Genomic DNA, 23658 nt, shown 5'->3' on the forward strand with positions numbered 1-23658 from the left:
CCTTAAAAATTATTTTGCACTACCGCGTTTTTTTGCTTTAGAGCCTGAGTATCCACCGCCCGAAGGTGCAGAATAAGTTATTCTTTCTCCACGCGCTTCGGAAGCTGCTGCAATCGCTGCTGGTTCTGGTCTACAAGTAGGACTTGTTCCTGAACTGTCGCTGCAATTGCGACTTTGAGTATCACCGAAATAATTGTAGACCAAAGAGCCTACACCTAAAAGACGTTTGATCTGCATCAAATCTTCAAACGGAACGCCAGTGCAACCCCAAGTATTGGCCGCACCTGCTGGTCTTTTTCCATGAATAACAACGCCACGAGCACCTAGACTGTCTTGACCAGAAAGTCCTGCCAAGCCCAAAGAGTTCGAGTCGTTATAGCGGGCTCCATTGTGTCGAGCCGTGATATGAAATCCCGGAGGCGTTTTGTGAGAGTTATCAGTACTGCAAGCCTCAAGACGACGGCTCTTATCAGACCCCATTCCCCAACTGATTGGAACGGATTTTACGCAACCACCTGTTTGGTCAAAGATGTACATCGTAGGTTTTCCATCGCCTGAATAGTCATTAACAGCGATGTATTTTCCTGTCGCCAGTTTCGCCACAGGACAGCTGTTGGTGAAGCTTTTCGCTTGGGAAAAAGCGGACTTCACATGACCCGGAACACTTCCACAACTTCCTCCGCTGACGGAGTAAGAAGGTGCTGCCGAGTAAGCCGTCACACCCGAGCTTGTCGTGGTGTTGCCTCCCGAAGAGCTTCCATCAATCACTTTGTTAGGTCGCCCGAAAAGGGCTGCTGAATGCGCGTTACATACCGAAAGAACGATCAAGGTAAAGATGATTTTTCTCATAGTCTCATTAGTGTATGAGACACCTCACATTACCCAAAGCCAAAAATAAAAAAGGGTCTCAAAACGAGACCCTTTATTTCCGAAAAATACCGGAGCATCTATATAGTGTTCGCTAGCGGAACTCTATTACCAACCCAAAACGTAACCGAAGATCAAAGGCGCACAGATAGTCGCGTCTGATTCAACGATATAGCTAGGAGTTGTTGGAGCTAGTTTACCCCAAGTGATTTTCTCATTTGGAATAGCACCAGAGTAAGAACCGTATGAAGTTGTAGAATCAGAAATTTGCGCGAAGTAGCTCCAAAGAGGAACATCTTCATGACCCAAGTCCTGCTCAAGCATTGGAACCACGCAAATTGGGAAGTCACCAGCGATACCGCCACCGATTTGGAAGAAACCAACGGGAGCCGCTTTAGAAGCACCCATGTACCACTCAGCCCAAGACTTCATGTACTCGATACCACCTTTTACAGTTGTGGATTTTTTGATGTCGCCTTTAATGCAGTGACCAGCAAAGATGTTACCCAAAGTCGAGTCTTCCCAGCCTGGAACAACCATTGGAAGGTTTTTCTCTGCAGCCGCCAACAACCAAGAATTTTTTGGATCGATTTGGTAGTACTGGTTCAATTTGCCAGAAAGAAGAATTTTGTACATGAACTCGTGCGGGAAGTAAGACTCCCCTTTTTTGTCAGCTTCTTGCCAGTATTCCAAAACCACGTTTTCAATACGACGGATAGCTTCCTCTTCAGGGATGCAAGTGTCAGTCACGCGGTTCAAATGTTTTTCCAAAAGTTTTTGTTCATCTTGTGGAGTCAAATCACGGTAGTTTGGAATGCGCACGTAGTGATCGTGAGCAACCAAGTTGAATACGTCTTCTTCAAGGTTCGCACCTGTGCAAGAAATCGCGTGCACTTTGCCTTGACGGATCATCTCAGCCAAAGAAAGACCCAATTCTGCTGTAGACATTGCACCTGCAAGAGTCACAAGCATTTGGCCTTTGTTTTCAATGTGCTTTTTGTAGCCTTTAGCCGCGTCCTTCAATGCTGCCGCGTTGAAATGACGATAGTGATGATCGATAAATTGAGTAATTGGTCCCATCATTGCTCCTTGTAGTTTTAATAATAGCTGAAAATCTTCAAGCAGCTTGGAGCTTAAAAATTTCTAGATATCATCAAAGGCCACGAAAGTAGCACTTTTATCCCAAAACTCAAGAAGAGAATGGCTTTTGCCCGACCACAGCCTTTGCAAAAAAACCGAGATCCTTCTTAATTTTGTCGAATCCCTTGTAAGTCAGAAGACCTTCCATCGGATTCATGGTGTAGTTCTTATAAAAAGGCTCGTGGAAATCCACCGGGAATTGCTCTAAGGCCCACTCAAATTCTTTCACATCTTCTTTTTGCACAGAGTCAACAAGCCCCGCAAGGCCGCCTTCTTTCAAAACGCGGAAAGATTCACTCACAACTTGGCGACGGATCTCCAAAGGAAGTTCATGAAAAAGAAAGCAAGAATAGACGAGGTCAAACTTACCGTCTTGAAAAGGCAAATCCTCCGCCGCCCCTTGCACAAAATCCAGGCGATCAAACTCATGCAAATTGTCTTGGGCCTTTTTGAGGTACGGATAACTGAGATCCAAAACCGTGATCTTGGCCTTCGGAAATGCCAGCTTCATAAAACGTGTCAATCGTCCTGTGCCTGCCGCCATTTCAAGAAAATGCAAACCCTCCCCGTCGCCGGGATAAGTTTCTTTAATCAGAGGAATGATCAAACGTCTCATCGCATCGGCAGCGCCTGAGAATAAAATTTCCACCTGATGCTCATAAAGATCGGCTGATTTTTTCGTGAGATAACCACCCGTTTGAAAATGAAAGTTGCGTTGGTAATACTCGGGAAGTCCTTTGAGAAATTCTTGCGCCTCGCCGTTAAAATCTTGCTGATTTTTTTCTTCACGGCGTTTGGAGATTTGATAGCCGTCCATAATAATGCGCGGATAGCGCCTTAAATGTTCCGTTACTTTTTCGGGTTTTAAAACTTCGATGGGATAAAGACCTTTAGCAATGTTCTCGCTGTCTTTTTTAAGAAGACGGAAAAGCTCTGTATAAGCAGCCTTGATTCTTTGCGGTTCTAAGGCCGAGAGTTTTTTATTTTTTCCAGTGCTTAAAAATTCAAAAATCGGCAAAGAAAACTGCTGGACTGCAAAGTGCGCCGAACGCGCCAAAGAATAGCCAAGAGTGATCTTATCCTGATAGGGAATTTTCAGTTTCATAAAAAACCTCTTTCCCTATCAGACTACTCTTTGGCGCTTTCTTACACAAGACTCCGCGTTACATGACTTTTATTGTGCCTTGGCAAGAGGAAGCATGCAGCGGGCATACGCTAAAAGAGACTTCGGCATTTGGTTTTGCGACAAAAGCGCTGAATCATTCATGCGAACTTGCGCCAATTGATGAGTTCTTTCTAATCCCGATTCAAAGTACTCGATGCCGACAACTTTGGAAGTTTCCAGATCACGATAAATAACCGTGTGAGTGATAAACTCTGGGAAACGTTTCGTTGCTTTATCCAAAGCCTCAATACCGTTTTTCTTGTATGTATCGATTTGTTGATTGATATATTTTTCCGGATAGCGATCGACGGATTCAATCACCGCCTCGATCACTTCTGTCGCCATCGCTTGACGGCCATCCGCCAACTGCACAGTTCGATAAGCTCTTTCCAAGCGTGCCGAGTTGAAATAACCATTGATCATTTTAAATCCAGAATAAAAACGACGAGCTATTTCAGCAGCAGGAAAAGCGCCAGAACCATCCGGAGAGCTCGAATCAAATCCTGCGCAATGATCAAAATAACGAGTATCCTCTGTCGTCTTCACTTCTTTAGCCCAAGACAACACCGGAGGAACTACACGCACGTATTCAGTTCCATAAATATTGTTCGTCGGCATTTTAAAAAGCTCAATACCGCGAGCCGGAGTAAAACGATTGTTTTTATCAACAGAGTAGACCGTCTTTAAAAGATCATAAGACTCATCAAAGAAAGCTTTATCTTCAGAGGCCATGGAGATTTGCGGAGCCGCATGTGAGGAAAATGCAAAACCCATTGTAACGGCAACCAAGCCCAATAAAAATCTGCTCTTTTTCATAGAAACGCTCCTAATTGTAAATTCTTAGGAGCCATAACTATGCCAGCGTCAGAAAGCCGTAATATCGGTATTAGGAGTTTTTTATGATCAGTTTTTTTAAGAAGAGCGCAAAAGTGGCAACTTATTGCGCTCTGATATTTACTTAGAAGTGGGCTTTCCAGCCGCTTTTTTGTTTTCACGATACCAGTGAACGAAAGTCGCTCCGAGCATCGTGAAGCCTGCAAGAATAATCAATCCAACAAGAGTGAACCAAGCTAAAACGATCATACTTCACCCGATGTTTCTTTAGGAGCCGTCGCCGCTTTTACTTCAGCGTGGATTTGATTTACGACGTAAGAAGCCATCGCAAGACCAAACGCACCTGTTACAAAGCTCGCCGTTCCGTGAATGACATTGCGGTTGTCACAGCCGTGAAGACTGCTCTTCGTTGGGCACACGCATTTGAAACCTTGGCCATTATCATACTTCAACTCTTCAGGAAGTTTTGGAATCTCGTCAGAGAATACACAAGGAATTCCGAATTTTTTTGATTCAGGGAAGTTGTGCTTTTGGCGCAAAATCTTACGCACAGACGCCGCCATCGGATCACCGTAAGTTTCACCCAGATCCGCCATCTTAATACGAAGCGGGTCCATCTTCGCAGCCGAGCCACCTGTCGTGATCACCTTGATGCCTTTTGCACGGCATGTCGCTAGCAAATGAGCTTTCGCTGTGAGGTTGTCAATCGCATCCACGATGTAATCAGGATTGTGTGACAACATCATCTCAGAATTTTCTTCGTTATAAAATTCAGGAATCACGTTCACTGTCGACTGAGGATTGATTTTGCGAAGACGTTCACCCATGATTTCTGCTTTTTTCTTACCGACAAGACCTTGCAGTGCATGGATCTGACGGTTGGCGTTTGTGATGCAGATTTCATCGAAATCAATCACGGTGATTTTACCAACGCCTGAACGCGCTAAAGATTCAGCCGCCCAAGAACCCACTCCACCAAGTCCGATCACCATCACGTGTGTGTTGAAAAGTTTTTTCATCGTTGGATCACCTACAAGGCGGCCCATACGATCAAAGCGACGGTGCAAAACGTATTCAGTTTCAGGGGGTTGAGGTAAGTTATTTTCTGGGTTCATTTCCATGGGCAAACAATCTCCGAAAGTTTTCCGTAGTGATATCTAATATTTCCAGAGGATCAAGTGATTTTAGCTCCCCTATAGTTCTTGCCACCTCCCAGATGCTTTCTGGAGGATTTAATTGGCCTTTAAACGCAGGAGGAGCCTGATCCGGGCTGTCACTTTCGATCAATAAAAACTCTAAAGGCATTTCTTTCACGGCCTGATGGAGTTTTTGATTGTCCGGGCGGCACACGGGGCCTCCGACGGAAAGGTAAAGACCCCTCTGGATAAAGTCTTTGGCCTTTGCCGAACTGCCATTGAAAGAATGCACCAGGCCTTTTTGTTTTGGAACGCCCCACAAGTCTAAAATTCGAATCGCTTCGTCATGCGCCTGCACTATGTGAAGAACCATCGGTTTTTGTGAAATGTGAGCAAGCTCAATCTGCTGCTCAAACACAGTCATCTGCCGTTCGCGGGAGTCTTTCATGATGTGCGGGCGCAGATCCAAACCCATCTCGCCAATGGCTTCCGCTTCCACAAGCTGCGTCGCTAAAAGATCCAACGCTTCTTCACATTGATCTTCATCGTGATCCGCCACCCAGTAAGGGTGAAGCCCAAAACAAAGACCGATATGCTCAGGGTGTCTGGCTTTCAAAGCGCGCTGCATTTCCCAATCCTCCGGGCCCACTCCTCCCTGCATGAAAAAGTGAATCCCTTTTGCTCGGGCTTCTAGAATAATACGATCCTGCTGGCCCTCCCATCGAGGGTCGGCAAGGTGTCCGTGAGCGTCGATCCAAAAACCAAATCCAACCATAGGTCTAGGTTATATCCTGAATTCCCGGACTCGAACAAGGTGCAAGTTCCGCCGATATGTTTCAAGTGAAGGAGTATGTATGAAGCACAAGAGTTTGCGTTTAGGCTTTGATGTTAGCATAGAGAAAGGCTCAACTTGGAAGCCATTGAAGGTTCAATTCTGGAATGAAGAAAGCAGTTATTCAAAGTTTAAACCTTCTGCACCGTTCAAATATATGGCAGACGCTTTGGTCGGTTTGTCTTTGGTCAAACTGAATCATTACATTAAAAGCCCTGTTGCAACTCCTCACCTAGATTACTCTTTTGCTTTTGATGCTTGGAAAGCTTTGGATCCCCACATCGAGCTTTATGAAAGATCACAACCTCGCGTGCGTGCATTGCAATCTCATTTAGCAGTTGTAAATCCAGAAACCTGCACAGAGTTTGAAAATCATTTTAACGAACATTTTGAAATGGCTTTGAAACCTTGGGGTGTAGACCTCACAGCTCTTTGGCCTTTGCTTGATTCTTTCCAATGGTTTGAAAACAAAACGGGATCTCCGCTTCTTTACAATTTCGGTTTGAATTTTTCTAAACCGTTCATGGAAAAGCTTCATTCCCTTTACTCTTTCCTTTACCACTTGCGCAGTCTTGTGGCTGTTGACCACAATGCTCACACGGAAGATCCTTCTCATGAAGGTGTCAAAGTGGATGCAATCACAGACTACTTGCCTCGCGCTGAGTATGTCGTGAATGATGCTCTTTTGTATTGGAACTTTAAAAAGTTCTCTCAACCGTTTGCGGGTCCAAAAACTCCTGACACACGTGTTGAAAAACTTTTGGTGAATCCAATGGAAAAAGCCTTCCAAAAATATTCACACAATGCGTGCTGCCTTGTAGACAACCTTCCTAAAGACTTTATCAGTTCGATGAATCCAGTAGAGCTTGAAGAAGCATTTTATCTTGTGCAAATGGATTGGCTCCTAGGCTCACCTGCTGGTTTGCTTTTCAAAATCCGCGAAGAGATCTTTGCTTTACAAAGCGGCTACGAAAAAATCTTCTGGAAAGATGTTGAGCCAAAATTCCACGCAAAACCTGTCAGCCTTCACCTTTGCTGTGAGTTGACTGACGAAACTGTGTTTGGAAAAAAATCGGCTTAACAAAGAAAGGAGTCAGTAATGACTCCTTTTTTTCATTTCCCACCCCGCCGCCCTTTCGGCAGCCGCTAATTCTCCGGCAACTCCCTCTGCCGGATTCCCGGCAAGAGCTTCTTCAAAGCGCATATCTTCGTTTAGGACACGCACAACCGCTGGCACATCGGATGCAATTCTCCTTGAGCAAGAAACTTAAACAAACCCGCAAAACGCGGATAAGGAGAATTTATGAAAATCGCAACTAAAGCCCTAGCTATGTTACTTCTTGGCGTTATGAGCTTCAGCACTTTGCAAGCGAAAGCCGACATCCTGCCAATCCCTACTTACAATCTCATGAATAAATCTATATGGATTACGATCTACACTTTCGGTCAACAAACAGACTGGGGCTGTGTTCCCGCCTATAGCATGCGTGCCTGGTGGAGTGGCAACTACGTTCCCGCAGTTCCCTACACTGTTCGCGGTGAAATCAAAGAAAACGCCGACTGCAGTGGCGCAACACTCAGAGAAACAGGAACTCTAGTTCAACTTCCCACTGTGGCATGGATAGATGCTCAGGGAAACTGGCACACAACACCACTTCCACCAACTCCTCCAGCAATGACGGATTCACAAATCACAGACTCTGTGACTCAGGGAATTCAATATGGAGAAGAAGCGAACTAAGTAAGCCCTTCGCCAAAAATAAAAATGGAGTCTTCACGACTCCTTTTTTTTTGGGGAAAAAGGTACCTGGTACCTTTTTTTATTGAGAAGCTTTCTGCAACTTCCAACGATCTCTTAATTTTTTGATCAGGAAGTACACCAACAAAAGTCCGATGATCGCAAAGACCACTAACTTGAATTGACGAAGTTTCGTCAGGATCGGCTCTCCATAGTGGGCCAAAAGATAAATCTGTGTCGGCACACTGATCAAAGCCGCGATACCGTCGATCACTAAAAACTTCCACGCAGGATAGCGCAACATTCCGCAAGCTAAGTGACCCGGGAAACGAAGACCTGGAGTAAAACGGAAAATACCGCACGCATAAGCGCCGTATTTATGAGTCCACTCTTCCACTCGTTTCATCAAATGTTCTGGGAAAAGTTTGTGCACGCGCGGATGATAAAGAAGCTTTCGCCCAAATATCCGCCCTATCAGATAAATCACGAAGTCACTGACCACAACGGCGGCAAACGCGATGGCCGAAGCCGTATGCACGCTCACAACAGGTGCGCCTTCAAATGGAGGTGGAAAGTGTTGAGGGTGAGCTCCCATAAACGCCAGAATACCGACGCTGATCAAAGTCACCTCTTCAGGAAGGGGAAAACCCACAGCAGAAAGCATCATCATACCGATCAAAGCTGCGTAAACCGTTCCCGGCTGATACGCAAACTGAGACATCCATTGAAAGATCGGTTCGTTAGCAAATTCCAATATAGTTTCCCCTGAGCCACTTAATATGGAGTAAACGGTCCCACTTGAACACACTTGCTACACCGTGCTATGTGTAGTTTTCGCGTTAAGGAATAGTATGCAGAGTGCCAGAGGATTTGAATACGGAGTCCGACACATAATCAGCCCTCAGTCGGGAGCTGTTTGTGATGTTTTATTAGGCATTTTGGATCTTGATCGTGATTACATCCACTTTTTGTTGGACCTAGGTTCCATTTATTTAAATCACAATCGATTAAAAGAAAATTCCTCGGTTTCCGTTGGCGATTACATTCGAGTCCATACCAAGCCTCGCAGGTTCTTAGCCAACGATGGAAAATGGTCCGAGCGTTTGGTTTTTCAAAACGAACATTTCGTTGTCGCAAAAAAAATCTCAGGCCTTCCCGTACACGCAAGCGTCGACAATCAAAAAGAACATCTGCAAAGTTATTTAGAGAACACTGTCGGCTGCACGCTCTATGGCACTCACCGCTTGGATGTTCCAACACGTGGGTTGATCGTCTATGCAAAGACGCAAGAGTTTCAAACGGCTTTCAACAAACTGCTCATCGCCCGCGAAATAAAAAAAATCTATCGCGCACTGGTGGAAGGACAAAACCTCTCTAAGGGTATGTTGATTCATTATATGGAGCCTTCTCCCCGCGCACCGAAAAAAGTGGCGCGTGAAAAACAAGATGGCTGGCAAGACTGCGTGCTTGAGATTTTAGATATTGAGTTGAAAGAAGAAAACCGCAGCGAAGTGCGCATTCACCTGCACACAGGGCGCACGCACCAAATCCGCGCGCAGTTAGGCTGCGAAAATCATCCGATTGTCGGCGATCATGCCTATGGTGCTAAGAGGTTATGGGAAGAAGAGAGAGTCGAACTAGAAGCCTGTGAGCTGAGCTTTATCAACCCGCTCACAGGAGAATCGCATAGTTTTAAAACCTAGAATACATAGGCATTGGTCATCAAGGAGTACTGTGTGTTTTCTGGTTGCCAGTATGCAACGTCTTTACCCTTGTAGCTTCCCAATGTTGTTTGGTTTTGGAAACCCAAAGTGAAAGTCAAACCGCGCATAGGGCGCATCTCAAGACCCAGGCCAGCTCTTAAGCGAGTCACGTGGCTGCCTTCAAGATCTTCAACGTCAGAAGAGTAATACCAGTCTTCATCAAAACCCACTTTAGGTTTTACAGAGAAGTATTTATTGATGTCGATAACCGCTTCTACGTAGTTCTCAAAGGAGTATTGCTTCGTTGTGCTGCGTGGATCTTTTTTGTATCCACCATCATCGTACTGTGGAGTTTCAGGATCGAAGTAAGCTGTTTGTCTTTGCCAGTAGATATCAGGCTTCACCGCATAAGTGATCGAAGAGAAACGACCGATGGCATACTCAAAGTAACCTTCGAAACGAACCTTCGTCACCATTTTGGAATTTTGCGAGTAAGGACTTGTTGGCAAATAAAGTTTTACGTTGCCAGAGATATCGACGTCGCCGATGTAACCCAAATCATATTTTGAGTAAGCGAAATGGATATCTTGAAGATCAGCAGTTGCTGCAACTTGGTCATCGTATTTGTTTCTTCCGGAAGTGTTGTAAGTGAAAGGAAGACGAACAGAGAATTTTGTATCCGCATCGATCTTGTTGTTGAAACCAAAGTAGTTGTAAGACTCCAAAGAACGATCGCCCGAAGCTGTTTTGCCGTAGCTCATATTAGAGACGGAAGCGATAGAGAAGAACGTCACGTTCCAGTTACGGCGGAAGGAATCACCCGCGGACATAACCAAACTTTCCTCACGCTCTTGGGCATGTACGAACGGTCCAAAACAAGAAATTGCCAGTGTGAGGGCCAAGGCCTTTTTAAGCATGAGAACTCCTTAAAAGATCGGAAAATCCATGGATTTATGCCATATTGCAGCACGTTACACAATATCCAATTTTTAGACAGGCTGAGTCTCAACCGTTTCCTGAAAATCTTTGCGCTTGAGTCCAAAACCCAATCCCCTTACAACTGGGTCATGAAAAAATTACTGTCATTTAGAAACCTGATCCTCGCTCTTGTTCTTTCTCTGGCAACTGGTTGTGCCATTAGCTTTAAAAAGAAGCATTGGGACCTGCCTCCAAAGGCGGATAATGAAGTGTCTGTGATGTCTTTTAACGTCGAAAACCTTTTCGACACGGTTCATGATGAAGACCGCAACGACTATGCGTACTTGCCTTATATGGTGAAAAAAACCAATCCCAAGTACCAACAAGCCTGCAAAGAAATCAACGCTGACAACTCTTACCGCTTGAACGAATGCTTGAGTACAGATTGGAACGATGCTCAGCTCGATCAAAAGCTAAAGAATCTTTCTGAAGTCGTTTTGAATGTCGACACCAACGGTCCTGACGTATTGATGTTGATCGAAGTGGAAAACATCAACGTTCTAAACATCTGGAATAAAAACTACCTGCAAAAAGCCGGTTATCAAACTGTTGTGTTGATTGAAGGCCCAGACAAACGCGGTATCGACGTGGGCTTTATGTCTCGTTTTCCTTTAGTTGGAAAACCAGTTCTTCACCCGATTCCTTGGAAACCAAAAAACGAGGAAGACAAAAAATGGATGGAGCAATCTCGTAATGTTCTTGAAGTGACAGTCAAAGCACCGAACGGTGATCCTTTGACGTTCTTGGTAGCGCACTTTCCTTCACAAGCAAATCCAACTTACTGGCGCCAACAAGCCGCAGAGTTTGTGACTAAATTAATAAAAGAAAAAGGTCCGAATACGATGGTTATGGCCGGTGGTGACTTGAATATCTCTGCGGAAGAAGAAGACAAAGAACACATCTTCCGCGATATTCTTGCAAAAGGCGGAGCTGTTTCTCACTTCGTCGGTTGCAAAGAGTGCCCAGGCACACACAACTATCGCAAGTCTTGGTCATTCCTTGATGCGCACATCTATGGCCCTGCTTTATTGGCGGAAGGTGCTGGCAGCTATCAAATGGAGCCAAACACAATCGACGTCATTCGTTACAACGACGTTCATCTTAAAAAAGGAAAATATCCGAAGCGTTGGGATTATGACAAACTGGAAGGTGTGTCAGATCACTTCCCGCTCTATGTTCGTTTGAAGCAACGTGGTCCTGCGAAAACTCCGGTGCAAGAACCCGCACCTAAAACCGAAGTCAAAAAAGAGACACCGAAGAAAAAAGCAAAATCAAAGAAGTAATAATAAAAAAGCCGCGAACAACGCGGCTTTTTTATTTTCATAGTTTCTACTATTCAGGGCCGATCAGTCTCAACCAAGGCTGCGCATCGTAGTGACCTTTCAGTCCATTCATCGCATTGATCTGATAGTTGCGATAGGCAGAGTCTTTAGAAAGTCCATTGTAACAAGCGCTGTAACCCGATGAATATCTATTATATGCGCCTAAAATTTTATGCATGGGATCTCCGGTTTGATTGCAACTTGCCGAGCGCGCTTCCATGTAGTTGTTGTAGTATTCAGTGAAGCCGTAATACAGAGTGCTACCGATGCCGCAGTACTTGCCACTATTAAAAAACTCCGCATTGAGTAATTCATCTGCACTAAATCCTGAGCGAGCGACTTGTGAAATTCCCCAATCATCTAAAACATTATAAGAACCGCCACTTAAGAAAATAAAAAACCAATCTTTATAACGGACATAATGCTGCCAGTTGCTTTCTTGCCACGAAAGAGCTTTGAGTGCTCGTAAAAACATGGTCCGTTCAGAGCCCTTTAAGACATTGCCATGGTCTGCTAAAAGTTTGGCCCCTGTTTGTTCGATGAGTTCATTCACCTCACGATAGTAGTCGCCTCGCTTTGTGCTGTCTTGCCACTGTTGTGCGGTCAAAGCATAGGGCAAATCAATTTTTCCGTGACAGCTGACTGTGACGTCAGCCCACTTCGATCCTCTTCCGCCTGAAACTGAACTCTTCAAAGACCAACGATCAAAGAGATTGTAAACGCGTTCGCGTGATCCAATGTTTTCACGAGAAAGATCACTGGAAGGTATTGCAGGGATTTCTGTCGCCGGTGGCGGTTGTGGCGATGGTGCGGGACTAGGACTTGGCGCAGGCGACGGAGCTGGAGTCGGTGTTGGTGCCGGAGTCTCATTGTCAACCGTGTGATTGGTGTCTTCAGAAGGAGGAGAACTTGATGAAGATTTTGAGCAAGACACAAATGTTAAGGCGATAAACGAAATAAGAATCGCTCGCAGTGGGGTTTTTAGAACCATGGCACCTCCCGTTTAAGTGTGCTTATTTAATAAGCATCACTAAGTAGTCGGCACTATAAAAATCAGTCTGCGCCCTAGTTCCCGCCTTAGGTCTCAAACGTTTCGGAGTATTCTCAAGTTCACGCGCAGAAAATAAAAAAGGCCCTCACACGAGAGCCTTCTTCATTCTTAAATCAGATTTTTCAGGATTAGAAGTTTAACAAACGGCTTAAATCCAAAGTGGGACGTTTACCGCAAGTCACAAGTTTTCTGATTTCATTTTTAATTTGAATTTGCTCATTACCAGCCACAACGTCGTAAGTTTTCTTAGGACCTGCAGATCCTTTAACTTTACCGATGAGCTCAGAGCAAAGACCTTCGATCTTCATTGTCACGTTCGCGCCAGAAACGCCTGAGTTGAAAACGCGATCGTTAGATCCTGGATACTTCATTGAAGAATTCATCGAAAGAATTTTGACTTCGGAAGTTTGCAAGGACGCTTTATCAATTGTCATCGCAAGATCCATGGAGATTTTGTTGTTTACGTTGCCAGCGCCTTTAGCACCGCCAAGAGAACCTTCAATTTTAACAACCAACTCATAAGCGTCTTTGTTGTTTTTAGATGGAACCAAAGCCAACTCATAAACGTTATCAACAAGGTTCACGTAAAATCTTTTTTTATCAGTGGCATCAACTGAATATTTAAGGCCCGCGGCTTTGATTTCAACACCCAAGTCACCGTTCAACTCGCCATGCGTGCCATCCAAAGACTTCATCGCTTTAGTTTTCCAAGCGCCCTCTTCATTCGCATACTCAAGGTTTTCTTTAGCGCCTGTGATCTTCACTTGCTTTAAACCTTTATCGCTATCAGCAAGCTTTTCAAGTGCATACTGAGTCTTTGTTGCATCCAAGGAACCTGTGGCTAATTTCACAAGCTCAACCGCCTCTATGGATCTTTCGATCAAGAACGCTGACAACCCGTAGTCCGTCAAAGAAAATTGATTCGGATTTCTTTGAGTAGCACCGCCACCTTTACCCGCTTTTCTTGCGTTTTGTTGTTGGATTGTGGCGCGCAGATTTTTATCCACCACAGCCTTATCTTGAGGCGTGCAAGCAGAAGTTAACAAGGCAGACGAAATAAGAAGAGCTGAGAAAATATAGGCTGTTTTCATGGCTCAGGAATCTAGCTTGAAAACCGCGAAGTTTCTAGAGGAAGTACAAGGACTTCGCCTAATTCTAACCATTTCCTAAAAATTTACAGGCGTGTCAAAACCGTGAACAGGCAGCGAAGTCCGCCATTATTGATTTTATGCTCTTTAAGGATGCGGTAGCCTTTCGGCACTGGCTGAACCCGCTCCTTTTCTGGGTATAAAATACCTAGCTTTTCTGGCTTATAGCGGCGGCAAAGGACCTCGGCCAGGCTTTTAAGGCCTCCTTTAACGGCTGCCGGAAGACGTTCCCCATACGGAGGGTTTACAATCATCCATACATGGCTACTTGCGGAATTAGACTGATCTTCGCCTTCTAAGGCATCCCTTAGAAGAAATTCCACTTCCGCTTTTTTAAAGTTCTTTTTACGAGCCGTCGCGATCTGTTTTTCCACTTCTGCAAAATTTCTTTCCGCAACGGGAATCATCTCTTCATTGATGTCAAAACCCACGAACTTTTTAAAAATCACTTCTTGAGGAAGCTCATAATTAAAAACAAAGCTCGGTGACAAAAACAACTTCGGCGTTTTTTTCCATTTTTGAAAAGCATAGGGACGAACAAACTGGCCGTTCCACAAAGCACGAGCCTCTGTTAAAAAAGTTCCAGAGCCCATCATAGGATCCAACAAAGTGACTTGGCCGATCTCAGCCGGAGTCGCATCTCCGATCAGATTTTTTAAAAGATGAGCCGCGATCGTTTCACGCAAAGGAGCTTCGCCTTTTAAAACAGACCAGCCCCTTTTATGAAGGTGCTCACCCGTTGAATCAAGACTGATGGTGCAAAGATCATCATCCATGCGAATGTAAATACTTGCGCAAGGCTCAGCACCCTGTTTGTCACCAAAGATTTCTTTTAAAGCCTTCTCGGCACTTTCTTGCAGACGCTTTTCATTATTCAAGCGACTTTTCTGAGCCGCCACTTCCCACTCCACAGTGCCGTGAGCAAGAAATTCGTTCCACGGAAGGGATTTGAATTTTTGGTAAAACTTCGGAAGATCGCGCGCCTTAAAAGAAGCCATACGCAACAAAATACGGTTGGCCGTCTTTAAAAAGAAATTAAGCTGCAGCCCCGCAAAGAGTTCTGTTTCAAACTCAAGGCCCCCTTCAAGAACTTGCACTTCAGGAAAAGGCAATGAATGAGTTTTTGCATCCTTCCCCAAAAGATACGGCCACACTTCTTTCATTTCAAGCAGTGTGCTTTCTTCATAATCCAACGGGGTCGCGACGAAAAAACGATTCATGAATTAAAATCTCCAGTAGGCGTCAAACAAAAGATAGTAACCGTCGACTGGAGAAAATTTTAACGACGCAACGTCTGTCGCATTCAAAGAAAAACTCAAATGAAACTTATCCCAGATTTTTAAATACGTCAGATATCCCCCGACAGCTTTCTTTTCAAAGTTATAACTCGGGCCCAGAAGAACGCGGTCCCAGTTGTCGAGGATAAATTCATAACCTGTTTGAAAAGAGCTCGTTCCCAAAGATTTGATCGCCGTAGCATCTTGGGCTTCATCAAAGGTAAAAAGGGCGACCGTTAAAAGGGTGTGAGACACAACACTCTCAGAAGAAATCGAATCCCAATGCACGTTCAGATTGAGGGTTGAGCCTGTTTGATTGGGAATTTTAGCGTAAGTTAAACCCGCGGCAAAAACATTCGAATACGACTCGTACACTTGCATTTTTGCAGAGGCATTCATGGCTCCCAAAAAATCAGCTGGAACAACGGTTCCCACTGTCAGCCACTTTTTTAGTCCATAGTTTACTTGGCCGAACCAAGTGATCATGTATTCGCCTTGCCACAATGTTTGCGCCGTTTCACCGACCGCAACACCTTGGGTGAAAAGAGGCTTGTACTTTGAAGAAATATTTTTTCCCGACTGAGTGACAATCAGATCTGTCGTGCCCTTGTATTTTTCATTCTCCGAACTTAAATCCAAGTGCATCAACTGATCACCGACTTGGATAAAGTTTAAACGCGATTGACGAAGCAGCTCTGCCGTCAGTTCATAAGTGCCGTCTTGCTTATTCTCAATACCCGTAACTTCCACAAACCCGATAATGCCAGCCGCCGGAGTTTGCGATTCAAGCGCAATGATCTCTCCGATGTACCAGTCACTGAAAGTGCTGATCGCCTTCAGTGTTTTATTGTCGATGATAGATTGAACGCGGGCACGGGATTCCGGATGAATAGCGCGGGCGTCTTCTGCTGCGGGCTCACGCACAATGATAGGAACTTCGTCGTCCATAGAGGACGCCCAAGTAAAGCCAGAGCCTAGAGTCAGCAATGCAGATAAAAAGAGCCTTAAAGTCATTAAGGCTCACGGTATCTTAGTTTTTGGCCTTATTCAATTGATCCTTCAGCGTTCCAAACAAGCGCACAATTTCCATGCGTGTGGCTTCGCCGACACCCCACATTTTGCTGAACTGGAATCCAGCGAGGTCTGCCGCCCCTGGGATGCCACCTTTGAACACTAAATAGGCAAATCCTTCTTTTAACAAAGTCTCGGATTTCGTATCAGTGACAGTTCTAAAGAATGGAATAAAGCGCGGCGACGCTCCATAAACTTCGTCCAAGGACAGACGCTGGTTTTTATCCTGGTCATACATCACCACAACACCCTCGATATAGTGCAGGATTGTCACCATCGTGCGGATGTTCGCTGTTTCCACATAGCCGACTTTTTGATTCACGGCGACGGATGCGACCGACAAATAATTGTAAAACTGATCCCACTCCGCGGCACTCAAAGATTTCACATACTGCACAAGACCGGGGAGGTTATTAAAATACACGCCGATGTGTTTTCGAAGCTGGTCTTTAAAACAGCTTTCTTTGAAAAACGGCTTATCAAAGACGTCTTTTTCGGAAATCGCACATTGAGCGGCGATCATGTGATCACTCACCGCCTCAGATGTCGAAAGACCCGCGGCGAACAACGTGCTCACAAATTCATAAGTTTCTTTCTGATCCATCAGATCATTGCCATTTCCGCTGAACGTAAAGAAATTGGCTTCAAGGAAACTGCGTCCTCCGGAATTGGCAGAGCGAGGATCAAAGGCTTTTAAATCCAGACCCAGCTCTTGGAAATCATCATACCAGCTGATAAGCCCAGCCTTTGTCATTCCCGCTTCACTCAAACGACCTTTGGTTTTTTCCCCGTACCCAACAAGCAACATGCGCGAGAGGGCTCGCATAAGGTTGGCCTTCATCAACGAAGCCCAGGTTTGTTTTGCTGCGGGACTTTTTTGATCAATCAACAAACGGCCTTCTTTATTGAAGCTCACTGGCATTGGGTTCTTTAAAAGCTCTCCGTAATCAGCCCAGGCATTTTCCAAAGCTCTTTGTTCGAAAGCGTCTTCCGTGAGTCCTTTTTCAATAACAAAAGATTTATTAAATTTATTATAGGCAGCCAAAAGCTCTTGCGGAGTGATTCCTCCGTCAGAATCCGCCATCGGAATGCTGTCGATAAAACTTTGCTGCAAGCGCCAGATATTAAATTCGCCGATCAATGTCGTGAGATGTTTTTTCTCTAACCCCAAAAGCGAACGCGGATCTGATTTTTTATCTGGATCTAAGATTTTAATCAACACCGCACGATACGTTTTCTTCATCGACTTCGGACGAATGGACATCGTCAACTTGGGAAGAGCCTGATCAATCAAATTATCGATATCTTCCACAGGAATACGCCCGAGCGTTTTCATTTGATGCGAGTTCATAAGAAGCCTCACACCCTGGTATAAAAACTGGCTCGCCTGACGGAGTTTTCCCGAATCTTCAAAATGAAGATCGCTTAATGAGTAGTGATATTTCAACGCCAACTCATAAAGGTCAATCAAGGTATCAAGACTTTCGCTCCATTGTTTTAAATCCACAAAGTGAGCACGCTCACCCATTAAAACATTCTTAACCCCTTCAACCACAGGGATCCATTCACCATAAAGATCATAGGGTGCAAAAGGCTCATTACCGCGGATGAATTCTGAAAATCCAGAGAGAGCTCTTTTGACATCGTCAAAACTGTATTCTGATTTTACGATCTGCGTATTCACCAACAATCGCTGCAGACTTGTGCGCAATTGACTCGTGGCAGACGTGATCTTTTCCCACTCGGCACTTTTTTGGCTGGTTTGATTTAAGAGAATCTTTACGTGCGGAGCCAATTGAACAGCTTCGTCGCGCACAATATTCAAAATATCAATCAACCGGACTATTTCGTCTTTCGTAATATAAAGAGTGGATCCGCCAAGAAGAGCTTTTTTAATTTTCATCAACTCAGCTGCAAATTCCGGCGACACGTTATTCTTTTTTAAGAAGTATTTTCCAAAGAACTTACGCATTTCCTCGACAGTGTAACCGTTTTCAACGGAACCAAAGGTGCGTTTATTAAAATACTTCAGCGCATCGGTCATACAATCAAAACCGTCGCGCACGTCTTTTTCAACAGCATCACCGACAGAATACTTCTGCAACTGATTCGGAATATCTTTAAGGCACGCAAAGCGGGCATCTGAAAACTCGATCACTTCTGGCTCGGCTTTTTTGCCATTTAAAAATTCACTGCAACCCGCAGAGGAAAGAGCCAGAACCGCCGCTAAGGCGATGTTGATTTTAGTTTTAGAAAACATACGCGGCTCCTACCATCAAACGATCATTATTCTCGAACTGCGCAATTTCATTTTGATTATCCGCCGTTAACGGACCGGCCTTCACGATTTGCATTTCACCGATCACGGACCACAAGCCCGAGATGCGGAATCGCGTGCTTAGACGAATCAGATCAAATGAGTTTTTATCAGAATGTGTATAACTGAGCTTTCCAATCAAACGGCGATTTTTTCTAAACGGATAATTCGTTAAAAGAGAAATCTGTTGCGCCTGCTTATAAGGATAGCGGCTCATCAAAGCAGCGCGATTCGGATTAGCAAGTTCCCCTTCTTCTTTTACGTTTCCACCAAACACATCCAAATGCTGAACGCTTACACCCCAACGACCGTTATTCCATTCCACAAAGGGGCTGACTAAGAAGGCGTCTTCAAAAACCGGATGTGTCCACTGCTCTTCAAAAATATCATCTTTATTCGGACGATCTAAAGTACCACTGACTCCGAAACGCACTTGATCCATTTTATAGCTGACGTCTCCGCCTAAAAGCGAATGATAGAAAACTTGCGGCTGTAAATTCACAGCCCCTTTGAGCTGTCCGATATCGAGTTTTCCCTCGTATCCGATCGCCAACTGATTAGCCGGTTTATACGCATAACTAAGCTGTGCACGGAAGGCTTGAGGATCGCCAAAGGAAAGCTTCATACCAAACGAGTTTTGTAAAACGATTTGCGATTCATTGGGTTTCTCAAATTTATAATCAATCGCTGTCGCCTCACTCCAAATACGAATGCTTTCTGGAGGACGGCGGAACCACGGATTTCCTTTTACGAAACTTCCATTTTCAATCTCAAAACTGGGTCCCTGATCCGGAAGATATAAGGGAGAAGCAAAGAGCATCAAAGTGTAATAAGGCTTATCGATTTGCCAGAAAAGACCGGTCAAGCCCTGGCGTTCGGGAGCAAGAGGATTCCACTTAAAGAGCGGCTCCCACACACCCAAATCCCAGCGAGCATCGAGTTCATTCCACAACATGCGCTTCCGGCCAAAATAAAAAGTTTCATTCTCATTTTGACGGCTCTGAATATAGGCTTCTGCGAAATTGAGATAATTCAGAAGTGGCGCGCCCATAGCGACACCGCCCGATATATCCACTTTCCACGTCTCATCCGTAAAAGGATCGGTTTTAAGCTGAGCACCTACAAATTGATAATTGGTTTTTTGCGTAGCTTCAAAGGTCGGGCTGATAAAGGAGTCCGAAAAAAGTCGCATCTCAGTCTGCACCTGAGACCAAGCAAAATAAGGTGCCAACAGCACAAAAGCTGCCGCCATCAAAGATGAGAAAAAGCGACGGACGAAAGGCATAGGCCTCCTATTCAGACGCTTATAGATCAAAGCCCGTGCCCCCTTGAGGGCGACTTTACGAACAATCCTATTAAAAACTTTTAAACAAGTGACCTTTTTCGGCGTCTTTGCTAGGCTTGCTCCATGAACGCCAAAACTGCCAAATTTTTAATCATCCGCTTCTCCGCCTTCGGAGATGTCGTTCAGACTTTGAGCGTTCCTTCGGCTATCAAACAAACCTATCCTGCGGCAGAAATTCACTGGGTCACACGCAAAGACATGGCACCGCTACTGAAAGGTCATCCGAATATTGATCGCGTGTGGGAGTTTGATCGCAAAGCCGGCCTTGGTGGATTGATAAATCTCACTATGCAAATGCGTCGCGAGAATTTCACGCATATCTACGATGCTCACAACAACATGCGCTCACGTGTGATTTCGTGGGTCTTAAGACCTTTGGGTTTTTTAGGAATCGGCGCGCACTTTATTCGTCGCTCGATCCGTCGTTGGAAAAGATTTTTACTTTTCCGTTTTCGCATCAACACTTTTGAAATGCCGTTCTCGGGTCAGCGCGATTTGCTAGAGCCCCTTCGTCCTTGGGGTGTCTCCAAAACTCCTCCGGCAGCTCCGCAGCTTTTTTTAAGTGAAGAGAGCTACAAAAAAGCGCAAGAGATTTTACAAGACTACAACGGCTGTGTGGCTTTAGCTCCGTCGGCAGCGCATTTTCTAAAACGCTGGCCCAAAGAGTATTGGAAAGAATTGATTCTTCTTTGCCCCAACCAAAAATTTGTCCTTCTCGGCGGTCCAGAAGATTCGTTCATTGAAGACATTCGCGATGTCGCTCCGGAGCGCGTGATGAATCTTGCGGGAAAATGCTCTTTACCTGTGAGTGCCGGAGTGGTTGCACAATCAGCAACTTTGATCACTAACGATACGTGGCTTTTGCATGCGGCGGAACAATTAGGAAAAAAGGCGATTGCCTTGATGGGTCCTGCGCCTTTTGGCTTTCCTTCACGTTCTTCGACGAAAATTATGGAAATCGAACTGCCTTGTCGTCCGTGCAGCAAACATGGACAAGGTCCGTGCGTAAACAAAGAAAAATTCCATCAGTGCCTTGTCGATATCACACCAAAACAAATCGCCACAGAGCTTAAAAACATCCTGGATCGTCAACCATGAGCATTCTTGTTTTTTATTTCTATAAATTCGTGATCGTTCCGCTAGCCTATTTTCTTTTGCAGCTTTGCCGTCCCTTTTTAAACGGCAAATTGCGCGAAATGATCGAAGACAAAAATCAAGGCTTTTACCATATCAAAAAAGCTCACAGCGAAAATGAAATCGCCTTGGCTCGTCCTTTTTGGATTCATGCGGCCAGCGGAGAAATTGAATACGCGCGCCCTGTGATTCGCGAACTAAAAAAACAACATCCTGATATTCCCATTCTGGTGACGTACTCTTCACCGTCAGCAAAAAAGATTTTAACAGGTCTTCATGAAGTCGATGTGTGGGCTGCCCTTCCTTGGGATTTAGATTTTTTAGTTGCGAAATTTATTAAGAAATGGAATCCCCGCATTCTTTTATTTTCCCGCACGGATGTGTGGCCGGTTTTAGCTTCTGTCGCCAAAAAACAGAATCTTCCGACAGCTTTGTTTTCAGCGACTTTTGCTGACAATTCATCTCGTCTGAAAGGGATCACTCGTTACTTGACCCGCTTTGCTTTAAGTCATCTTTCAGAGATCCACTGCGTGTCGGCAGAAGACATTCAGAATCTTGAATCCTTGCATTTAAAAGTTCCGATTATGGCTAGCGGTGACACGCGCTTTGATCAAGTCTTTCACCGTCTTGAAAATCCGAAGGCTCTTAAAAGTGAATTGATCCCCAGCCCTGAGGATTTTATTTTTATTGCGGGTTCCACGTGGCCTGAAGATGAAGCCGTTCTTTTACCGGCTCTGGAAAAACTAAAGATCATTCATATGCAGGTGATCATTGCACCTCATGAAACAACGCCTGAACACCTGGACAGCCTTGAAAAGAAAATGCACGATTTGGGCTTGAGATTTGTTAGATACTCGCAAGCGCAAGTATGGCCTGCGGGTTCTATTTTGATTGTGGATCAAGTCGGAATTTTGGCGGAGCTTTACACTTGGGCCGATATCGCCTTTGTCGGCGGTTCTTTTAAAAAACAAGTGCACAGTGTGATGGAAGCCCTCGCGGCGGGTTTACCTGTGCTGGTAGGCCCTTTTCATCGCAACAACCGTGAAGCTTTGTTTTACCAAAAGAAGAATTTTTCTTCGGGCATGATCGTTCAAGTGGTGCATTCGGCTGAAGACATCGCAGTTCTTTTACAGCGAATGAAAAAGCATCAGGAACAGATTCCGCACATCAAAGAAGAGATTCGCGCGGAAATCGGCAAAAACCGCAATTCCACATTGCGCGTACTTTCTTCGATTGAAAAAGTTTTGCAATAATTAAAGATTGCGAATGACGTATTCATCAACGATTTTGGAGAAATTTATTTTCTCTGCGGCATCGTTGAGAATTCGGATTTTTTCCTTATTGTGCTCATTGAAAGAAAAAAACAGCGATTTTGTTTCAATGATTTTCGGATTGATCTCCAAGACCCCTGCGTATTTTGTAGAGTTGTTTTTTAAGTAGTACTGCGCCACTCTGTAGTCGATAAGAACACCGTCAACAAGGCCCTCGACCAGTTTTTCAATAGTCGCCGTTTCACTTAAAAGCGGCATCACTTTGATCATTTTTTTCTGAACCAGATGATTGAACTCTTCGGTGTTGCCATACCCTTGAGTCACCGCAAAAGTTTTTCCTTTAAGATCTTTCAACTCTTTCCACTTCAAAGGTTTGTCTTTTCTTTGCAAAAACACGACTGGCGATGTGAACAAAGCCTCAGAAGAATAAAATCCCGGCAAAACTTCTTCTTTCCATGCCGGGTAATACCCTACATAAGAAGGCTTTCCTCCGTTTTTTTGAGCCTGCACCCACGGAGAAAAAACAAACTCAATCGTGATCCCTTTTTTGCTGAGAACTTTGCGAATGGCATCTGCGGCGGCTCCGTTTTGGGGGCACGAAGAGCAAATATACGGAGGCCAATCCAAGGTCGCCACCACCCATGTTTCCGCAAGCGCCGTTCCTCCAGTGAACGAGATGACTAAAGAAATTAAAAAAGAAAACGGTTTACGAAACATAGTCTCTATTCTCAAGGAGGAACGGAACCAATGCAAGTTACAAGACTTTGATGTTTCCCGGTGGCCAATATCGTCACTGCTTTTAAAAACTTTTCGTTCCCAATTGTTCCACCGCCTCCATCTGTTCTTTTCTGATATCTTGAGCGAATTATGAAACGTTGGATCTTGATACTCAGCCTTATTTCTTCTCATGCCTTGGCGGATTCTCTTTGCTATCAAAGTGAGGGAAATCCACGTACTGGAAAAGCCTTTGCAACCGATCAAGATTATCAAGAAGAGCTGTCGCGCTGGCGATCCCACGCTCCTGGGACCCCTAATCCCTTTTCTCTTTTAAAAGCTTACAATGTCTATTCCTCAGAGAAAGACTTCGCGAACTCGATGAAATCAGACAAACGCGCTCACTGCTATATGGGCTGTCGAATCTCCCAAACCACGAACTATAAAACGGCGGATTACGTCGGATGGCTTAAGGAAGAACGCGATTTAAAAGACTGCAAACGCAGCACTCACTATGACGAAGAGGACTACGTTGCCACTCTCCGTGGAGCAACGTTTGGTGAGTCCCAGAAAGACGCCAAAGGCTGCCTTCAAGCTTGCAAGCAAGTCTACTAA

At 44.8% G+C, this 23658-nt stretch carries 23 protein-coding genes; 7 read left to right on the forward strand and 16 right to left on the reverse strand.

The window, feature by feature from the left end; genetic code table 11:
- Positions 1-9: 9 nt before the first annotated feature.
- The 7 genes from AAAA78_RS11160 to AAAA78_RS11190 all read right to left on the reverse strand — a co-directional run bounded on the left by AAAA78_RS11160 (position 10) and on the right by AAAA78_RS11190 (position 5917).
- Positions 10-849: a hypothetical protein gene (locus tag AAAA78_RS11160; RefSeq protein WP_340592129.1), complete on the reverse strand. Its 840-nt coding sequence runs from the start codon at positions 847-849 to the stop codon at positions 10-12.
- A gap of 126 nt (positions 850-975) precedes the next feature.
- Complete coding sequence (locus tag AAAA78_RS11165) at positions 976-1947, reverse strand: deoxyhypusine synthase family protein (RefSeq protein WP_445292001.1); 972 nt, start codon at positions 1945-1947, stop codon at positions 976-978.
- Positions 1948-2056: 109 nt separating this feature from the next.
- On the reverse strand, positions 2057-3112 hold the full coding sequence (locus AAAA78_RS11170; protein WP_340592131.1) for a class I SAM-dependent methyltransferase: 1056 nt from the start codon (positions 3110-3112) through the stop codon (positions 2057-2059).
- A 69-nt stretch (positions 3113-3181) separates the two neighbouring features.
- Positions 3182-3988: a hypothetical protein gene (locus AAAA78_RS11175; protein WP_340592132.1), complete on the reverse strand. Its 807-nt coding sequence runs from the start codon at positions 3986-3988 to the stop codon at positions 3182-3184.
- Between the two features lie 138 nt (positions 3989-4126).
- Positions 4127-4255 (reverse strand): hypothetical protein, encoded by a 129-nt coding sequence (locus AAAA78_RS11180; protein ID WP_340592133.1) that lies wholly within the window; start codon positions 4253-4255, stop codon positions 4127-4129.
- Entirely contained in the window at positions 4252-5127 is an 876-nt protein-coding gene (locus tag AAAA78_RS11185) for a tRNA threonylcarbamoyladenosine dehydratase (RefSeq protein WP_340592134.1), read from the reverse strand. The genes AAAA78_RS11180 and AAAA78_RS11185 overlap by 4 nt, the downstream gene beginning before the upstream one ends.
- Positions 5105-5917 (reverse strand): TatD family hydrolase, encoded by an 813-nt coding sequence (locus tag AAAA78_RS11190; protein WP_340592135.1) that lies wholly within the window; start codon positions 5915-5917, stop codon positions 5105-5107. The genes AAAA78_RS11185 and AAAA78_RS11190 overlap by 23 nt, the downstream gene beginning before the upstream one ends.
- 79 nt (positions 5918-5996) lie before the next feature.
- On the opposite strand from AAAA78_RS11190, the gene AAAA78_RS11195 reads away from it, so the two are divergent.
- On the forward strand, positions 5997-7055 hold the full coding sequence (locus AAAA78_RS11195) for a hypothetical protein (protein ID WP_340592136.1): 1059 nt from the start codon (positions 5997-5999) through the stop codon (positions 7053-7055).
- 222 nt (positions 7056-7277) lie between these two features.
- Positions 7278-7715 (forward strand): hypothetical protein, encoded by a 438-nt coding sequence (locus AAAA78_RS11200; RefSeq protein WP_340592137.1) that lies wholly within the window; start codon positions 7278-7280, stop codon positions 7713-7715.
- 79 nt (positions 7716-7794) lie between these two features.
- Here the strand turns inward: AAAA78_RS11200 and AAAA78_RS11205 are convergent, their stop codons facing one another.
- A complete protein-coding gene (locus AAAA78_RS11205; RefSeq protein WP_340592138.1) occupies positions 7795-8466 on the reverse strand; it encodes a DedA family protein in 672 nt (223 codons plus the stop codon).
- A 97-nt stretch (positions 8467-8563) separates the two neighbouring features.
- Between AAAA78_RS11205 and AAAA78_RS11210 the strand changes: the two genes are divergently transcribed.
- Complete coding sequence (locus AAAA78_RS11210) at positions 8564-9415, forward strand: RluA family pseudouridine synthase (protein ID WP_340592139.1); 852 nt, start codon at positions 8564-8566, stop codon at positions 9413-9415.
- Here the strand turns inward: AAAA78_RS11210 and AAAA78_RS11215 are convergent.
- On the reverse strand, positions 9412-10332 hold the full coding sequence (locus tag AAAA78_RS11215) for a hypothetical protein (protein ID WP_340592140.1): 921 nt from the start codon (positions 10330-10332) through the stop codon (positions 9412-9414). The genes AAAA78_RS11210 and AAAA78_RS11215 overlap by 4 nt on opposite strands.
- 150 nt (positions 10333-10482) lie before the next feature.
- Here AAAA78_RS11215 and AAAA78_RS11220 point away from each other — a divergent pair, with 150 nt between their 5' ends.
- Positions 10483-11676, forward strand: a complete 1194-nt coding sequence (locus tag AAAA78_RS11220; protein WP_340592141.1) for an endonuclease/exonuclease/phosphatase family protein — start codon at positions 10483-10485, stop codon at positions 11674-11676.
- Between the two features lie 49 nt (positions 11677-11725).
- Here the strand turns inward: AAAA78_RS11220 and AAAA78_RS11225 are convergent, their stop codons facing one another.
- From AAAA78_RS11225 to AAAA78_RS11250, 6 genes are all read right to left on the reverse strand, one after another.
- The gene (locus AAAA78_RS11225; protein ID WP_340592142.1) at positions 11726-12706 is read right to left on the reverse strand and encodes a hypothetical protein; all 981 of its coding nucleotides are present in this window, start codon (positions 12704-12706) and stop codon (positions 11726-11728) included.
- A gap of 188 nt (positions 12707-12894) precedes the next feature.
- The gene (locus AAAA78_RS11230) at positions 12895-13857 is read right to left on the reverse strand and encodes a hypothetical protein (RefSeq protein WP_340592143.1); all 963 of its coding nucleotides are present in this window, start codon (positions 13855-13857) and stop codon (positions 12895-12897) included.
- Positions 13858-13940: 83 nt separating this feature from the next.
- Entirely contained in the window at positions 13941-15134 is a 1194-nt protein-coding gene (locus AAAA78_RS11235; protein ID WP_340592144.1) for a THUMP domain-containing class I SAM-dependent RNA methyltransferase, read from the reverse strand.
- Between the two features lie 3 nt (positions 15135-15137).
- Positions 15138-16205, reverse strand: a complete 1068-nt coding sequence (locus AAAA78_RS11240) for a hypothetical protein (RefSeq protein ID WP_340592145.1) — start codon at positions 16203-16205, stop codon at positions 15138-15140.
- Between the two features lie 16 nt (positions 16206-16221).
- The gene (locus AAAA78_RS11245; protein WP_340592147.1) at positions 16222-18522 is read right to left on the reverse strand and encodes a hypothetical protein; all 2301 of its coding nucleotides are present in this window, start codon (positions 18520-18522) and stop codon (positions 16222-16224) included.
- A complete protein-coding gene (locus AAAA78_RS11250) occupies positions 18512-19864 on the reverse strand; it encodes a hypothetical protein (protein WP_340592148.1) in 1353 nt (450 codons plus the stop codon). The genes AAAA78_RS11245 and AAAA78_RS11250 overlap by 11 nt, the downstream gene beginning before the upstream one ends.
- A 123-nt stretch (positions 19865-19987) precedes the next feature.
- Here AAAA78_RS11250 and AAAA78_RS11255 point away from each other — a divergent pair, with 123 nt between their 5' ends.
- On the forward strand, positions 19988-21022 hold the full coding sequence (locus AAAA78_RS11255; protein ID WP_340592149.1) for a glycosyltransferase family 9 protein: 1035 nt from the start codon (positions 19988-19990) through the stop codon (positions 21020-21022).
- The gene (locus AAAA78_RS11260; protein ID WP_340592151.1) at positions 21019-22311 is read left to right on the forward strand and encodes a 3-deoxy-D-manno-octulosonic acid transferase; all 1293 of its coding nucleotides are present in this window, start codon (positions 21019-21021) and stop codon (positions 22309-22311) included. Before AAAA78_RS11255 ends, AAAA78_RS11260 begins: the two co-directional genes overlap by 4 nt.
- Here AAAA78_RS11260 and AAAA78_RS11265 read toward each other — a convergent pair whose 3' ends face one another.
- Positions 22312-23046 carry a substrate-binding periplasmic protein gene (locus tag AAAA78_RS11265; protein ID WP_340592152.1) on the reverse strand — a complete coding sequence of 245 codons (735 nt, stop codon included), beginning with the start codon at positions 23044-23046 and terminating at the stop codon, positions 22312-22314.
- A gap of 150 nt (positions 23047-23196) precedes the next feature.
- Between AAAA78_RS11265 and AAAA78_RS11270 the strand changes: the two genes are divergently transcribed.
- Positions 23197-23658 carry a hypothetical protein gene (locus AAAA78_RS11270; protein WP_340592153.1) on the forward strand — a complete coding sequence of 154 codons (462 nt, stop codon included), beginning with the start codon at positions 23197-23199 and terminating at the stop codon, positions 23656-23658.

This window comes from Bdellovibrio sp. BCCA, from assembly GCF_037996825.1.
Classification (GTDB): Bacteria; Bdellovibrionota; Bdellovibrionia; order Bdellovibrionales; family Bdellovibrionaceae; genus Bdellovibrio.